Source organism: Aquimarina sediminis, from assembly GCF_002895435.1.
GTDB classification, from domain to species: Bacteria; Bacteroidota; Bacteroidia; order Flavobacteriales; family Flavobacteriaceae; genus Aquimarina; species Aquimarina sediminis.
This window is the reverse complement of sequence record NZ_POYJ01000015.1, coordinates 63,030-79,756: the sequence shown is the minus strand read 5'-3', so window position 1 is coordinate 79,756 and position 16,727 is coordinate 63,030. Positions and strand designations below refer to the sequence as shown.

18 protein-coding genes are annotated in these 16,727 nt (G+C 32.3%); 12 read left to right on the top strand and 6 right to left on the bottom strand.

What is annotated here, in order from left to right; genetic code table 11:
- Positions 1–32 precede the first annotated feature (32 nt).
- The 10 genes from C1X07_RS22640 (at position 33) to C1X07_RS22595 (ending at position 8,066) form a co-directional block, all read left to right on the top strand.
- Positions 33–557, top strand: a complete 525-nt coding sequence (locus C1X07_RS22640; RefSeq protein ID WP_103072334.1) for a hypothetical protein — start codon at positions 33–35, stop codon at positions 555–557.
- Positions 558–762: 205 nt separating this feature from the next.
- The gene (locus C1X07_RS22635) at positions 763–1,326 is read left to right on the top strand and encodes a hypothetical protein (protein WP_103072333.1); all 564 of its coding nucleotides are present in this window, start codon (positions 763–765) and stop codon (positions 1,324–1,326) included.
- A 164-nt stretch (positions 1,327–1,490) separates the two neighbouring features.
- On the top strand, positions 1,491–2,501 hold the full coding sequence (locus C1X07_RS22630) for a DUF6252 family protein (RefSeq protein WP_128755375.1): 1,011 nt from the start codon (positions 1,491–1,493) through the stop codon (positions 2,499–2,501).
- A 102-nt stretch (positions 2,502–2,603) separates the two neighbouring features.
- Positions 2,604–2,951, top strand: coding sequence for a hypothetical protein (locus C1X07_RS22625; protein WP_103072331.1), 348 nt, complete (start codon positions 2,604–2,606; stop codon positions 2,949–2,951).
- A 466-nt stretch (positions 2,952–3,417) separates the two neighbouring features.
- Positions 3,418–3,927 carry a hypothetical protein gene (locus tag C1X07_RS22620; RefSeq protein WP_128755374.1) on the top strand — a complete coding sequence of 170 codons (510 nt, stop codon included), beginning with the start codon at positions 3,418–3,420 and terminating at the stop codon, positions 3,925–3,927.
- On the top strand, positions 3,924–4,685 hold the full coding sequence (locus tag C1X07_RS22615) for a type 1 glutamine amidotransferase domain-containing protein (RefSeq protein ID WP_103072329.1): 762 nt from the start codon (positions 3,924–3,926) through the stop codon (positions 4,683–4,685). The genes C1X07_RS22620 and C1X07_RS22615 overlap by 4 nt, the downstream gene beginning before the upstream one ends.
- Before the next feature lie 36 nt (positions 4,686–4,721).
- Positions 4,722–5,129, top strand: a complete 408-nt coding sequence (locus tag C1X07_RS22610) for a peptidase associated/transthyretin-like domain-containing protein (RefSeq protein WP_128755373.1) — start codon at positions 4,722–4,724, stop codon at positions 5,127–5,129.
- A complete protein-coding gene (locus C1X07_RS22605; RefSeq protein ID WP_103072327.1) occupies positions 5,126–5,926 on the top strand; it encodes a DUF5684 domain-containing protein in 801 nt (266 codons plus the stop codon). Before C1X07_RS22610 ends, C1X07_RS22605 begins: the two co-directional genes overlap by 4 nt.
- 167 nt (positions 5,927–6,093) lie before the next feature.
- Positions 6,094–6,684: a Crp/Fnr family transcriptional regulator gene (locus tag C1X07_RS22600; RefSeq protein ID WP_103072326.1), complete on the top strand. Its 591-nt coding sequence runs from the start codon at positions 6,094–6,096 to the stop codon at positions 6,682–6,684.
- A gap of 77 nt (positions 6,685–6,761) precedes the next feature.
- Positions 6,762–8,066, top strand: coding sequence for a M20 metallopeptidase family protein (locus C1X07_RS22595; protein ID WP_103072325.1), 1,305 nt, complete (start codon positions 6,762–6,764; stop codon positions 8,064–8,066).
- Positions 8,067–8,982: 916 nt separating this feature from the next.
- On the opposite strand, the gene C1X07_RS22590 is transcribed toward C1X07_RS22595, so the two are convergent.
- The 6 genes from C1X07_RS22590 to C1X07_RS22575 form a co-directional block, all read right to left on the bottom strand.
- A complete protein-coding gene (locus tag C1X07_RS22590; protein WP_103072324.1) occupies positions 8,983–10,239 on the bottom strand; it encodes a DoxX family protein in 1,257 nt (418 codons plus the stop codon).
- Between the two features lie 4 nt (positions 10,240–10,243).
- A complete protein-coding gene (locus C1X07_RS25170; protein WP_164914243.1) occupies positions 10,244–10,396 on the bottom strand; it encodes a hypothetical protein in 153 nt (50 codons plus the stop codon).
- 176 nt (positions 10,397–10,572) lie between these two features.
- Positions 10,573–11,673, bottom strand: a complete 1,101-nt coding sequence (locus C1X07_RS22585) for a mycothiol transferase (protein WP_241507316.1) — start codon at positions 11,671–11,673, stop codon at positions 10,573–10,575.
- Between the two features lie 66 nt (positions 11,674–11,739).
- Positions 11,740–13,905 carry a prolyl oligopeptidase family serine peptidase gene (locus tag C1X07_RS22580; protein ID WP_103072322.1) on the bottom strand — a complete coding sequence of 722 codons (2,166 nt, stop codon included), beginning with the start codon at positions 13,903–13,905 and terminating at the stop codon, positions 11,740–11,742.
- A gap of 79 nt (positions 13,906–13,984) precedes the next feature.
- On the bottom strand, positions 13,985–14,140 hold the full coding sequence (locus C1X07_RS25165) for a hypothetical protein (RefSeq protein WP_164914242.1): 156 nt from the start codon (positions 14,138–14,140) through the stop codon (positions 13,985–13,987).
- A 109-nt stretch (positions 14,141–14,249) separates the two neighbouring features.
- Positions 14,250–16,073: a helix-turn-helix domain-containing protein gene (locus C1X07_RS22575; protein WP_103072321.1), complete on the bottom strand. Its 1,824-nt coding sequence runs from the start codon at positions 16,071–16,073 to the stop codon at positions 14,250–14,252.
- A 180-nt stretch (positions 16,074–16,253) separates the two neighbouring features.
- Between C1X07_RS22575 and C1X07_RS22570 the strand changes: the two genes are divergently transcribed.
- A complete protein-coding gene (locus C1X07_RS22570; protein WP_103072320.1) occupies positions 16,254–16,508 on the top strand; it encodes a hypothetical protein in 255 nt (84 codons plus the stop codon).
- A 12-nt stretch (positions 16,509–16,520) separates the two neighbouring features.
- A complete protein-coding gene (locus tag C1X07_RS24815) occupies positions 16,521–16,727 on the top strand; it encodes a hypothetical protein (protein ID WP_128755372.1) in 207 nt (68 codons plus the stop codon).

Below are 16,727 nucleotides of genomic sequence, written 5' to 3'. Positions count from 1 at the left end.
CTAATCTTTAATTTATGTATCTTAACCAACATATGATAAAAAAAGAAATAATCCCATTATTGATTTGTATACTTCTCCTACTCTATTCAATCGGAATTACACTTCTAACGGATTATGTATTGAATTACAAGCATTATCTAGCAATAGTACTTACTGGAGTTTCAACAATATTCTATTTCAAGAATAAAAAAATGTTTGTTTATGTATTCGGGCTAACTTTGATACTTGGAATTATCAATTTGATTGACATTTATTATTCGAACATTACATTCAGTATTGGCTCCATTAATTTCAATCCAATATTTTTAGTTTTATTGATTATATACCTTGCCCTAAACAAAAAGCAATTAAACGAAGTGTTTCCTGAAAAGAAGTTAACAGAACAAGACTTGACAGACAAGAATAGAGAATCGGAAAAACTAATTAAGAGTTATCAGCGAAAGTTCCAATCAAAGCCTGAATCGGAGTTAAAAAGTATTGCAGATAAAAATAGTGGTTATACGGAAGAAGCAAAAACCGCAGCAAAGCGTATTTTAAAAATAAAAGACAGATCTTAATACCATATAAGCTGGGATCTAATCAAATGAACCTTGCCTCCTAAGCACGACACACGGTTTACAACAATGAAAATCGGGAAAAACCAGAGATACCATAAAACAATTAACCAAGAAACAATAACCTACAATCATAGAAACTAATGTAGTAAACACTTAACCTTTTACTTGTATAAACTGTGTATCGTAACAAACCTAAAAAAAACAGATGAAAAACCGGAATACAGATCTACTAATTGGTAGCATATTTTTAAGCTTTACTATTGCTTTCGTGGTGATATCAATGATCAACACCTCTTTTTTTGATTGGGTTTTTGAACGACATCATAACCAATGGAGTTGGTATCTAAGACCATTATTTCTGCTACCGTTTTGCTATTTTGCTTATAGAAAAAGTTTTGCAGGAATGATGATTTCTATATTTGCCCTATTTACAAGTATGTTTTGGTTTCCCAAACCAGAAATCGTTAACCAAAATGTGATTCAGTTTTTACAGTTTGAAAAAGACTATCTCTATGGCGATTGGAACTTGAGTAAGAAACTGTTGTCCCTAACGATTCCATTGTCATTTTTGGCATTAGGCTTGGCTTTTTGGAAACGGAGCTTAGTTATGGGTATTGGTGTAGTTGTACTAATGGCTACAGGCAAAATAGTTTGGAGTATTCAAAATGCAGGTGAATCTGGGAAATCTATTTTGACACCTGCAATAATCGGATTATTTATATGTTGTGGCCTGATGTATTACGGATATAAAAGATTAGAGAAAAAATAATCAAGTAACCACATATTATTTATCTAAAAGAACCTTCGAGTTAACCGAAATTTCTGTAGTTAACAAGCAATACACAAAAAAAACCGAAAAGCAAGGTAACATTTTGCTTTGCCATGACACTTACATTCAACTTTACACACATTAAAAGAAAACATACAATTAAAATGAATACGAGGAAAATATTAAATTTTGTTTTACTAGTATCAGTCATAAACCTTATTAGCTGTTCAAAAGACGAAGATGAAGTAAGTACCCCACAAAAAGTTTTAAAAGCTACTGTAAATGGAAAGGTCATAGAATTTGGGAATTCTACAACTGGAACTACCCATGCTAGTGCAACTTTATGGGATGATAAGAGATTAGTTATAATCGGTCAGGGCGATGATGATTTTTTGAGATTAACAGTAGGAGAAGTTTTTCTAGATCATCACATTCAAGAAGGCAACTATAAAATTGGAACCGTACAAGATAACCTAGAAACTAATATCTATTTTTTAGATTATAATGACACAAATACCGGTAATGGTCCATCATATATAGATGTATATGGTTGTAATGTTTTAAGTAATGATCAGGTCGGTAAAATCAATATTACAAAACTAGATACAGAGAACAAGGTGGTTTCAGGAACTTTTAGCGGCACCTTGTTTAGGTGGATAGATATTGCTACCGGAGAATTAAAAATTGTTGAATTAGAAGGCGGAGAATTCTCACTTCCGTATACTGAGAAAAGCGAAGACCTTAACCCTGATAGAAATTTGATTTCTGCAAAGGTTAATGGGTATCGTTTTATGTCTGAGGATCCAGGTTCTCCAGAGTCTGGTCGATCAACATCTTCAGGGATAGATAAAATTACAATTAATGGGTATGATGGTAACTTCGGAAGAATGAAAATCTCTATGCTTTCTACTGTAGAAACCGGAAATAGTTATCGCTATAAACCAGACGGAAGTTTTCAGTCTTTAGGAGTGAGTTTTCAGAATAGAATTAATCTTCCTGAAGACTTACTCTCTAATAATCCTAATCAATCTAATGATTCATATATCTCAATAATTACTCACGATCAAAAGGCAAATATAATCGAAGGGAAATTTTATATTGAAAACTCTGAAATTGAGGGCAGACGTATTATTGATGGATATTTCAAAGCAAATTATATAGATAGCGTTGAATAAGAAATAAAAATGGGCAAATAGATCAATTGGCGCGGATATGTTTACCTTATTCCGATTCATATATTTTCAAGGCACACCTATGTATGCTAACAAACATTCGAAATGACACTAGAAGATTTAAAAACAAATATAAAGTGGTGGGAATCCAAACGCTGGATTTTCAATATTGCAGTTGGTCTTTCAGGGATATATGGGATTTATGATTTCCTTGGTAGCATAGATTACCAATGGACAACTGGGGATACGATTGGAGTGATACTGTGGGGAATCGGGGCTAACATTTTCTATTCATTAGGGACATTAATGGAACTTTTTGACTGGTATTATTTTAAGAATAAAATCAAAATCACCGAGGGGCTCAGATACATACTTTTTATTGGTGGAGTATTGTTTAGTTCTTTCTGGACCCTCTGGAATATAGTGATTTGTTTTAAAATGAGTTACTACTAAAAAACTGGTAGTAGCACTGGTAATCGATACACACACCTATAGTTTTTAATAGTAATAGATTTTATAAAAGCCTCTATAAAGAGGCTTTTATTATTCTTTGACTTGTTGAAAAGAGATTTTCAAGGTCTTTATTTCGAAGATAAAATAGAGGTAGCGACCCCATTTTTTATCGTTTTGTCTATCAATCCTAAGTATTTTTTGAGGCTATAAACTATAGCAAATGAACCACCTTATTGGCTTACATAAAATGAGAGGTCGGAAAAATTGACCTAAACAAAATATATAGTAATGAGGAATATAAGAATGCCGTATTAAACCCATGCAAATGACATCAAATAAAAATTATTGCTTAAATTGAAAATCCTACATATCAACGATTTTTAGTCTGGTAGAAAGTACAAAGGCTATAAACCGTTAATGATTTTGCGCATACGTATAAGCTACAACATATCAATAAAACTCGATTTTGAATTACACAATAAATTATTCCGAAATAAATTATAAAAAGGATTATAAGAATTACCTGTTTCATAGCCGAAGAAAACAATGGTATCCAATTTTTGGTTGCCTACTCCTAAGTGGACTTATTTTTTTGACTTCTTTTTTTCCTATAATAGAATTTGACATTAAAGGAATCGCTTTTGCTTCTGCTATTTTAGGTGTCATACTCCTATTTTTTGAATTGTTGTATACTTACTCTGCTTTGAAATCTATAAATCAAAGCAGTCAAAAGTTTAAAAGTGGCTCAGAAAATCTGATTATCGAAGCTACGCAGATAAAATTATCATACGGAAAAACAAACTATGAATCAATATTCTACAGTCAAATTAAAAGATGTTTAATTTTAAAAAATGTAATGTTTATTGTCCTCAAATCAGAAAAGGATTGGCCAGTAAGAATCAATAAATCAGAAATAGGTGAAGAAGGATTTTCTGAATTGATAGCGCTTTTTAAAAGTAAAAAAACAGAATTATGACCAAAATTTTCAAAATACTATTACTATTAGTTTTAATTATTTCCTGTAATAAAAAAAACGAAAAAACCAAAATTCTTTTCATTACAACCAATATCAATGAAATGAAAAGTGAACCCAATGGAACGTATCTGATTGAATTAGCCGTTCCTTTTTATCAATTCTCTGAAAAAAACTTTGAAATAGATATTACATCCCCAAAAGGAGGCAAAATTCCAATATATCATAGTGGTGATACCACGAGTTTAGTAAAGTCAGTTATCAAAAGTGAAGTATTTAAAAGTAAAACCCAAAATAGTTTAAAAGCAACAGAAATTAATCCCGAGGAATATTTGGCTGTTATCATTCCTGGCGGATATGGGCAATTTTGGGATACTCATAAGAATAAAGACATTCTTCAAATTATATCAGAAATATATGAATTGGGAGGAGTTATCGGAACAATTGGTCACGGAACAGCAACTCTTATAGATGTAAAACTAAAATCAGGAGCATACCTGGTAAAAAATAAAACCATGACAAGCTTTCCTAGCTGGAATGAAAAAAACATAATGAAACAATCCAACTTTGGGAAATTGTTACCTTATGACATGGAAACGGAATTGAAAAAAAGAGGTGCTAATTTAAAAGTTTATAATCACGCAAAGAAAATAAACTACGAAATTATCGACTCTAAAAACAGGTTAGTAACAGCATCTTTTGCAAATAGCGGAAAATTTGTAGCAGATGAAGTTTTGAAATTGATTAGTAAGATGGAGTAAAAACAGCTTACAGCTAGCTATAAAACATATCATGTTATGAACAGAAACTTTTATATACTACTAATCTTGATTTGCAACTGTTCTTTCGGAATGGCTCAAACCAAAAGTAATGAGAATACCCGAACTATTAACGGACGAATTATAACAGATAAAGATGAGCCAATCCCTGGAGTGACCATTATGGAAATTGGTAAATATACTAATGGCGCCACAAGTGATTTGAATGGTGAGTTTTCGCTCATTGTATCGTATAACGAAGTAATTTTTATTAGTCTTTCAGGAATGCACTTCGACCGTTTTTTGAAATATGAACAAGGGGATGACTTCAAGGAAATTATTTTCAAATACAGAGAATCCAAAAAAGCAGAGAGAAAGAGCCAACGAGTATATGAAGAATGGAAAAAACTAACACCTACAACATCTAGAAAATCTAACAAAAAATGAACTTCAAAGAGGTACTTAAAATAAGTATAACAAAAAGCTTACTTTATGTTTTACTAACAACATTTATAACCAAGCTGTTTTACATTATTTTTAATGTGCAAGAACTAGGAGATGCCATATATATTGAATTGCTTTTTAATCAAATGTATTGCATCCTAATTTTTGGCTCCTTTTTAGTCTTAGCATATAAAAGCTACCAAAAAACCAGTAGCCCTTCTTTTATGGGACTATTAACCTTAACGCTATTGTATGTTTTAATCTCCTATTTCATTAGTTGGGCAATTGACTTTATTTTTTACCACATTCATAGATTAATAAGTACTCCTAAAGACGAAAATAGTACCGGAATTATGAGCTTAATGAATTTTAGCCCTTATCATGTGAATAGCCTTGATCTAATTCAATATTTTATCAATACTCCTTATAGTTCGATAGTAGAACTCCTTAGAAGCAGAAACTTTTCTTGGGCGCTTCATATTGTTTCACCTCCTAGTTTTTTAATTGCTACCCTAATCATCTATTTTAAAAGCCTATATCATATTTTTAAAAAAGAGAACCAAAAGGACTACTATGCTTTAATCCCTATTCTTAATAATGTTACATTATTAAAAATCACAAATAAACCTCTTTGGTGGATTATTCCTATTCACATCCCTTTTATTCGGTTAATACCTAAGCTATTTATCAATAAAATCCTTGCCAAAAAATATAAAAAAACAGACTCTTTTGCCTATGGCATGACGCTGCTTCCCTGGTTTTTTTATGGAAAAATAGGGTTGAAAAATGATCCTAGTTGAAGAAGTACTATTTAGAACAATACCAATACCTAGTACGAAATTTGGTGCTTAACATTGTGTTTTAGTATATTTATTGAGTCATTTAGCAGTGTAACAACTCAAAAATTAGGCGCTCTGAATTCCCTTACTAATCATCGCTAAGAGATTGGCAACAAGCAAAACACTCAATGCAACAAGAGTTAAAAAACTATATACAGCTTTACCTTAAAACATTTCCTGATTTAGATCCAGAGGAATTGGCTTTTTTAAGCTCATATCTAACCATAGAGAAATATGCAAAAAAGGAGTTCTTATTTAAATCTGGAGAGGTTCAAAAAGAAATGGGCTATGTATGCGTGGGGCTCTTAAGAAGATATTATATCAATGAAAAAGGAAATAAAATAACCACTGGTTTTGTAAGCGAAAACAACTATGCAACTGATTACCCTGCTTTTATAAGACAAAAACCTTCTAAATATTTTATTGAATGCCTGGAACCCTCTATTATCATAAAATTGCCTTATCATAAAATCCAGGAAGGATATCACAAGTATAAAAATAGTGAAATGTACGGTCGGCTAATCGCCGAATATGTTTTGACTGTACAAACTGATAGAGTTGAAAGTTTTTTATTCAAAAATGCGGAAGAAAGGTATCTTGACTTTATTGAGCAAAACAAAGATATTATCAATAGAATCAGTCTATCGCATTTGGCATCTCATTTAGGGATTGAGCGACAATCATTGAGTCGAATTAGAAGTAAACTTGCAAAAAAATGATTTTGTCACAAATGTGTCAGGTAAACCATACTAGTATTTCACATTTTTGCAGTATTAATTAAAAAAATAGTGCAGAAATGACTTCAAATAATACAGCAATTACACTAGCCCTTACCGTGCAACTCTTACTTTTTGCACTAGTTTCACACGGTCAAAGTACAACTATTGAATCTCCTATCCATGCTAATATTCAAGAAAAGACTGGTAAGATTTTCGATAGTCTTGTAAAAATCCGTCGCGATTTTCATATCCACCCAGAAGTATCAGGCAATGAAAAACGTACATCAGAAAAGATTACAAAATACCTGCAATCCCTGGGGCTTGAAGTCAAGACAGGTATTGGAGGCTACGGTGTAGTTGGAATCCTAAATACAGGTAAAAAAGGAAAACGCATTGCATGGAGAGCCGATATGGATGCTATGCCATCTGATATTCCTGATGTGGTAGATTTTGCATCAAAAAACAAAGGTGTTCGTCATATTTGCGGGCATGATGTAAATACTACTATTGCCCTTGGTATAGCCAATGTAATGGCAGGACTGAAGGAGAAACTAACCGGTACTATTTATTTTATTTTTCAACCTGCCGAAGAACCCTATACAGGAGCAAAAGCAATGATTGATGATGGCTTGTTCGAGATGATTAGTCCAGATGAAATTTATGGTTCACATATCGCTCCTATGGCAACAACTATGATTTCAACAAAACCAGAATGGATGTTTGCCGATTATAAAACGATTAAAATTTCGTTTCAAAATTCAGATAAAAATGACGCCATTGTTGCCTATAGCAAAGAACTTATTTCTAAGCTTCAAAATGTAGCTCCAGACAGTAAGTTCTGGGATCCAAATAGTTTGGGCGATCCTACTATAGGACTTGCAAGCCCAAACACAATTTTTACAGACTATACCTTTGTAAATAAAAAACGTATTAAGGTAGAAAAGACAGAGAACGAAATAACTATAAAAGCATATATCGGATCAAGCGCAAAAGAAAAGTTTGATGTTATGCTACCACAATTAAAACAAGAGATAAGCAACTCCAAATTTGCAAAAGACCTTATTGAAGTTGAGTTTTCGTACGAGAGAGCCAATCTATACAACGATAAAACGCTAACCAAAAAATCTTTAGGTCACATAGCGCAATTATATGGAGCAGAAAACATCATTATGCTACACGGAATCATGGCAGATTATCGAGGAGATGATTTTGCATACTTTCAAGAGCATGTACCTGGGGTATATTTTTACTTAGGAGGCTCCTATTTTGAAAAGGGAATACTATCAATGCCCCATGCTCCCAATTTTCAAGTTGATGAAAGCTGTATCAAAACAGGAGTAAACTATTTTTCTTCGATGATCGTAGAAAGGTTGGCAGAGTAATACCATTTACACTTTGGCTATACCGGGCTTCGACTCCGCTCAGCCCTCGGTAGCGGTATATGTATATTGTACATAAAAAACTTCGGACTTCTGACCTCCTGCTCTCATCACCGGGCTTCGAGAGCCTCAGCCCTCGCCCTAGAGTATATAGGATAAGAATTTCGCACCCTGAGGCTCTCGAAGGGTAAGGTTCCTTGATCTACAACTGTATTTTGCACATCTGACCTCGGACTTCAATTGCCGGGCTTCGGCTCCGCTCAGCCCTCGGTAGCGGTATATGTATATTGTAAATAAAAAACTTCGGACTTCTGATCTCCTGCTCTCATCACCGGGCTTCGAGAGCCTCAGCCCTCGCTTAGAGTATATAGGATAATAATTTCGCACCCTGAGGCTCTCGAAGGGTAAGGTTCCTTGATCTACAACTATATTTCATACATCTGACCTCGGACTTCAATTACCGGGCTTCGACTCCGCTCAGCCCTCGGTAGCGGTATATATATTGTTATAAAAACCTCGGGCTTCCGACTTCTGACCTCCTGCTCTCATCACCGGGCTTCGAGAGCCTCAGCCCTCGCTTAGTGTATATAGTGTAAGATTTTCGTACCCTGAGGCTCTCGAAGGGTAAGGCTCCTTGATCTACAACTGTATTTCATACATCTGAACTTCCGACCTCGGACTTCAATTACCGGGCTTCGGCTCCGCTCTGCCCTCGGTAGCGATATATGTACATTGTTATAAAAACCTCGGACATCCGACTTCTGACCTCCTGCTCTCATCACCGTGCTTCGAGAGCCTCAGCCCTCGCTTAGTGTATATAGTGTAAGATTTTCGTACAAAAGCAGAATGAGGTGCGGTTTTAAACAGACCATATTGTCGTTTCTAGCATTCTTTAACTAAGAAGAGCACACGTTCTTGTTTATCGATTAAAGGGATATTCATTAATCCAGTTAAAGCCTCTGCTGGTAAGAAGAAAATCCTTTTTGTCTAATCGTTTTGTGTTACAATCGATAGTATCTTTTGCAATAACCCCTTTGATAGCCATTGTAGAATCTGTTCTACTATAATTTAAGGTATATACTTTTGTAGAATCTTTGGGATGTGTTAACTCTATTGCGTTAGAGGTGGTATCGATTTTAGATGTATACCATACCATAGACATATCAGTCTTATACAACTGGATAGATTTTGGGCGCTCTATAGCAATGTACCGCCATCCTATAGTATCTGTAATAACAGGAACAATCTCTTTAGAGTTTATTTTAAAATCGGTAATCTCATACAGTCCATACAAAGCAGGCTTAGGAGCACCAGGACCATATTTTTTACTAGATTCTATTGAATCTCCAATATTAGCATAAAGGAAAAAAATTACGACAATCCATTTTACAGCATTCTTAATTCGTAGTCGTTTTTTTATAGTAAATGGTTCTTTGTGTTCAATTGGTTTTGTGGGTTTATTAAACAGGATAACATTTAGTAACCTTTGGGAGTGAGGTCCCATAATAAGTAACACCATTAGGAGCAGCTCTGATGAGTATAATTTTACAGGAACGTCATAACAGAAATTAATCAAAACTACATTGGCTAACACGGGTATCAATATCATACCACCAAGCACAACTGTTTTTCGATGCAATAAGAGTATTCCTCCTATTACTTCAGCCAGTCCGCTAAAAATAGTATACGCTTTTGATGCCCCAATAAAAGTCCACACTAACCCCATGGGAGAGGAATCTCCATAGGGTTCTAACAATCTAAAAAAAGAGGGCTCTTTAAATTGTAAGGGAATTACTTTAGCCATACCATAAGAAAGCATTATATAACCGACATAAAATCTCAACAGTACCAAAAACCAATAATTAAGTTTCTCATAGCTTCTTTCCTTTCTATCGAGAATTGACCAAACGATAGTAGCGATTGCTGCTAATACCAAAAAAAATAAGACTAACACATAATCATAAGTGGTATCCCCACTACCATTGGTAAAAACAGTAATGTCATAGTTTAGCTGTAAAATATGTTTTCCAATCCATGGAATAATTATATGATATACATCAGATAGAGCGTTTTGAATAAAATCTAGTTTAGGGATAACATTTAATGGAAACGGAAATAGTAACAACCCAAAAAACAGGAATAAAAAACGAAGGACAATCTTATTTTCTGTAATCATATTTTTATTTTTTGGACATCTGCTCTGCCATTAATAAGGCATTATAAGCATTTACCACCTTGCCTGATTTGGATAATTCTGAGAAGGGCACTAGCTTTTTACTACCGTCTTTTTGTTTGATTTCTACATCGATATCATAAGGAGTTCCAGAATCCATTATGATTTGTTTTACCTGAGTATACCCAAAAACCGAAACAAAAAGAATAAAAAGAGGAATACATTTTTCATAGACTGATGATCGCTTTTAATTATAAAAATGGTTAGCTTTAATTATAAATCCACTTATTCCTTGGGTTGATAATCAGGATGTCCAGTTTGCCAGAAGGCAAAATATTACTGATCTACCTTTTCTTTTGGTACAGTAATCTTCTCATCTTCAGGAATACGCTTTTTTAGTAGTAATATTTGACCGAGGTGACTGGATTGGTGTTCCATTACATGAAACCAATTGTAATGATAATTGCTTCCTTGACGTCCTCCTTCCTTTAACCATTCATCATTACGTTTTAGTAGTTCTTCTAATGTCTTTTTTCGTACTTTTTTATAGATGTCAAGATAATATTCTACATCATGTCCTCTTATAATTTTACGCGCTTCATCACCAAGCTCCAGAGCTAGACTCCATTTTTTCTTTTCTTCTTCGTTAAATCCTCTATTTTCAAATGTATAGACCTGATAATATGCTTCTGCCGCAGCAAGGTGTAAGAGTAGGGCACCAATTCGATTTGCTTTATCATCTAATAAATGGTCTAATTCTCTTTGATTTAGATTTTTTACCGTTCTCTCAACTCTAGTGCTTAGGTTATTAAGCATAGAGACTAATGTCCCGATTTGCGGGGTGTATTCTTTTGATGAATTAATAAACCTTGAAGAATCTTTCTTTACATTATTTCCGGTAATAAGTAAGGCGTATTTTCCATCTTTGGTATCTTTACTGGATTGATAGGTAAAACCTTCAACCCGCATTTTTCGATTTTTACTTATCCCTCGTTGCCAATTAGGGATATCACCCTCATCTGTAATTGTTTTCTCAAACCCAGAGTTTTTGATTTCTAATCTTTCAAACTCCCCGTTTTCAGTTTCGGTGAACAAAGCAAAATTATCAAAATAAAATGCAGCATTATAATAGCAAATACCTCCAAAATTAATTGCTTTGGCGTTTTCGTCTATATACCCCTCTATAGCATAAGTTTTCCATTCTGAGGATGTTATTGGTCTATCATTCATATTATCAAAAAAACCATACTCCCCCGGGGCATTATCCACTCTTACCCACAATCCTGCTTTATTTTTTTCACTTGCCCCTAGTACCTTTACATCAGCCTGTAGTTTAAACTTTATTTTTTTATCTGTTTTAACTACTATAGTTTGTACAAAAGAAGACCACTCTTGTTGCGTCCAATTGGCACGTTGAGCATTTGTATTAATACTCAAGATTAGAATTAGGTTGACAATGAAGGTTTTAAGAGTTTTAATCAGCATTAATCTTGTAATTTAGAGTTAATTTTCCGGTTGATAATCAGGATGTCCTGTTTGCCAAAAGGCGAAAGAAAATGCTTCTGCAAATGATTTATAATACTTTTCTAATGAATTATTAAGAGAACCATGCCCTGAATCAAAATCAACAGAAAAAAGAACAAGATTACTACTATTTTCTTGTAATCTGGCAGCAAATTTGGCAGGATCCCATACTACTACTCTCCCATCTTTCATCCCTGCTGTAATTAAAGTAGCTGGATACTTTACATTTTTTTCAACATGATGATAGGAATCCATCTCTAACAATGCTTTAAACTCTTTCTCAATTTTAACAGTACCAAATTCCTTAATGCTATTCAAACCATTAGGTTGTATTTCGGATCGTAACATATTCATGGCTGGTGAAATAAGAATTACAGCTTTGTACAAATCTGGACGATCTGTCATTGCCCTACCAGCCATAATACCTCCAGCACTTGAACCCATAAGGACTGATTTTTCAGGAGACGTATACCCTTCTTTGATCATATGTTGAGTACAAGCTATCATATCTTTCCATGTATTAGGTTTAGTATTTTTTAAACCTCCTCTATACCAAGTATCACCTTTTTCTCCACCTCCCCTTACATGTGCAATTGCAATAATACCTCCTTCATTAACCCAAGTAAGGAAACTTGAGGAAAAGAAAGGGTTACCTGGGTCACCATACGCTCCATAACCATAAAAAAGAGTTGGGTTTTTACCATCCATTTTTACATTTTTCTTATGAATGATTGATATTGGTATCATAGTTCCATCATGTGATTTTGTTTCAATTTCTTTAACAATAAGATTTTCAAATTCCGGATAATCAAATGGAGGATTTAAACTTATATTTATGAATTCACTACTTGAAGAAGTGTATTCATACAATACGCCTTCTTCTAGCCAACCTTCATTATAAATAGTAAGTTCATTATATTTAGTACCGTAGCTATTTATTCTAATGCTTCCTGATGGTTTAGGCATAATTACTTCCCTTTCTTCACCATTTACATATTGATATAGTTTTGCCTCAACACCATTCTTCATTCTTACAAAGTAAATACCATCTTTAGTAACTGAAAAATCACTAATAACACTATTCTTATCCTGAGGTATTAAAATTTCAGGATTCTCGAAATCAGGATTTTTTAAAGAGGTTTTACATATTTGATAATTTGATGCATTTTTTGCTGATAAGAAGATTAAATAGTCATTCTGTATATCTATTTGTTCTACTTTGTCTGACTTTTTATATAATAATTTCCAAGGTTTATTTGAAAGAGGTAAATCAGCCATAGTTTTAAAGTACATATCCTTAAACCTAGATGAACCGCTTACTTGCCCAAAAGCATATTGATAATAGTTTCCATAAATTAATACTTTGGGAAAGTCTTCAGGTTTAAAGACCACTTCAGGGTTATTAGGTTTTGAAAATATTTCTTTATGAATATTGGGGTCGCTACCTAGTTTATACAATAAAGATTTAGAATTAAGACCATAATTAGGATCATGAGGGTCTATATGAGGGTGATATATATAGGTGAATCCAGAATTATCAGGTAACCAATATACCCCCCCAATACCAGGTCTGGCATTTTTAAGAGGTTCAGAGATTATCTTTTTTGATTTTTTGTCAAAAATGATAATCTCTGAAATCTCCTCACCAAGATTTGCGATGCTTATTGCTATTTTTTCACCTTTCCAATCAGGTTTAAAATAATTTATAAGATAAGACTTTTGTTCTCCCTTACCATAACTTGAAGGGTCATACAACAATTCTTCTTTAGCGGCTATATTTTTTTTATAATATAACCTTGCAACACTATCCCCAGCAAAAAGTTTTGTATAAAAAAATTGTCCATCATAAGTTTTTCTTGTTAAGCCTATTGAATATGACTTTTCTTTATCGAATCTTTTTTGTTTCTCGATTAGCCGATCTTGACCAGGGATATTTTTTAAAATTTTTGAAGCATAATCTTCTTGTCCTAATAACCAAGAAATTGTAGTTGAATCTTCTAGATTTTCTAAGTTTCTATAAGGGTCTGTTATTTTTTGATTATGATATTCATCAACAGCATTAATTCTTTTTAGAATGGGCTGTTGAGGTATAGTACTTTCACTACAAGCTGTTAAAAATAATAGAGCGATAAAAATAATTCTCATAAATAATATAATATAACTTCTAATAGAAATTTTTGAAGAGTTCAAAAGTTTTAAATTATAACTTCCTTAATGGTTTATGTTAATCTTGATTAGTCCCATTGGTCCCATGTCCCCCTGGTTTACATAAAGCAAACCTGCTTTTTTCCGCACCAGTAGTGTCTCCACCTTTAATAATAAAAGATTCGATTCTCTGTAACTTAGTAATGTTTAGTTTTTCTAATTTTAGCTTTTTCATTTTTCTTTGTTTTTCAAAATTACATGTCAAATATTCAAATAAAATTTTAATGTTCAAACAAACAATAGTCCAAATTCCTGAATCTGGACTACTACACAACATAACTTACTTATTTTGAGTTTTTTATATTTTTAAGTTCTTTGATAAAAAAAGATGGATAAATCCCATTTTTCTTATAAAAGTAAGTCGAAAATGATTGGGTATTACTAAAGCCTATTTCTTTAGCAATAGCCTTTATGGTATAATTCTGAAACTTAGAATCGATTCTTAGTTTTTTCATGACATATTCTACTCTTAAGTCATTAATATACTGCGTAAAACTTTTTTGTCTATGAGTATTAATAATCTTTGATAAATATTTTGAATTAGTGTTAAATTCTTTTGCTAAAGTATTGGTAGTAATATTTTGTTTTGTAAAGTCTAAATTTTCCTCAAACTTATGAAGTTTGTTTAATATTGTTTTCACAAGTTCTGGAGGGATACCTATGTCATTTGAGGTTGTTGTTGATATATTAGTATAGTCTTTTTTTTCTATTAATATTGAATTTTTCTTTTTTAATAGATTTTCAAATCTAAGGTGATACAATTTCTTTTTCCGATATTGATAAATAAATAATAAGCTGACTATTGTTAAAACAATCAATAGTCCGACAATAAAGCTTTTATAGGTAGAGTTTTGATTGCTCATGGATTTAATCAAAATCTCTTTTTCCCTAAGCAGTTCTGGAGTTTCGTAATCTTTAATTATTTTATTGTTAATTAACTTATAATCCTTATTTAGAATGCTGTCTACATACAATAACCTATTTATATATTTTAATTGTAGTTTTTTGTCATTTATAGACTTATAATGATTAATAAGTTTTGTATAAACCAATCTATTCTGAGGGATGTAATAATTTGTCTCTGCTATAATTGAATCAACTTTATTATAATATTGAATTGATTTTTTATAATTGCTCAGTTCCTCATATGCGGTACCTAGATACCAATATGCATCTATTAAATTGTAATTTTCATAAAAATATTTATTTTCTTCAACAAAAAAATAAGGAATCGCATCGCTGATTTTTTTTATAGAGTTGTGATAATTTCCTTCGTAGTAATCTTTAATTCCATCATTTATTTTAAACAAATTATGAATCCTATAGTTTCTAGATAGAGAAAAACCTTTTTCATTTAACTTAGTAAAAGAATCAATTTCTTTATTATAGCGGTGAGTGGTGATAAGTTCTGATAATGTGACTAGATACGAAATGGAATCCTCATAACTTCTATTATTTTTTTGCTCTTCATAAGCTAAACATTCATTTAATAATAATTTTGCTTCATTATATTTTCCTAACTTTCTTTTTAACAAACTTATATTGTGTTTAATCATATATTGATAATGATTACTACCAGTTTTTTTAGAATATTTAATTCCTTCTAGATAATTATTGATTGCCTCATTAAATTCTCCCTTTTCAGCTTGCATTACAGCTTTATTAATGAATAATAAAGTTGGAAAGTCTCTGTCATTAATTTCTTTACTTGCTTCTATTGCTTTATCTATATGTGTGAGCCATTTATCTGATTCTAAACCATAAAAAACAGATAATAAATAGTGCCCCCAAGTAATTCTGTAATTACTTTTATTCATTATACCTTTATGGAGATACGTCAAGGCATATATTTTAGCATCTTCATTTTCGATATTCATGTGATCGTAAAACTGATCATAAAGATTATCAAAACTTTTATTGGAAAGAGAATCAGGAATTGTAAAATTTGAATCTTGCCCACTAGAAATTAAGTTAACCATGATTATAAAAAAAACAGCTAAATTCCTATTAAGAAAGGTGTATTTCAATAAATCATTTTTTTTTAAAATATCAAAAAATATTTTTTTGATATAAAAACTAAGCTTTTGAATTTTATTCTTTTTTAGCATATTAAAAACACAGAATACTAGATTAACCTCCTCTATATAAAACTTTTAAACAAAGATAGAGCTTCTATTTTTTAATGTATAAATTCCAGAATTTGGAGTCCAATTTCTAGAATCCTTAGATACTCTCCTTGCAAAGCTCCTTATCCTCCAACTACATTTGACTCCATAAAACTAACCAACATGGAGTATAAAGAATATAACAGCAAACATAAGTTTATGTCTGATATCATAAAAATGTTACACCTAAAAATGAATTTATTTATATATAATCTTTCTCATGATAGCTCATATGAGTTAATACTCTATAGTTGGATTAACAAATTATATGCAAAAGGAAAGACGACGGAAGAAGCAGTACAGTTGATTTATAAAGCTCGGAACATACTATTACTTAACCCAAAAAATGGTTTGTGTAGCTCCCCAATGTCATCATAAACTTGCCTGCTTATGTTTGTTAAGTATACCCAATTAAACAGCCTACAAAAAATAATGGTTGAAGATAAGATAGTTGTACGCATCAATGCCTCAAAAACAGTAATCAAAGAGGTACTAAAAATCATAAATCCTCCTGTAAAAATAGTAGAGAAAGAAGTGATCCTGATGTATGATATGTTACAGCGTATAGAACGGGAGGTTAGGAATGTTGAAGGGTGA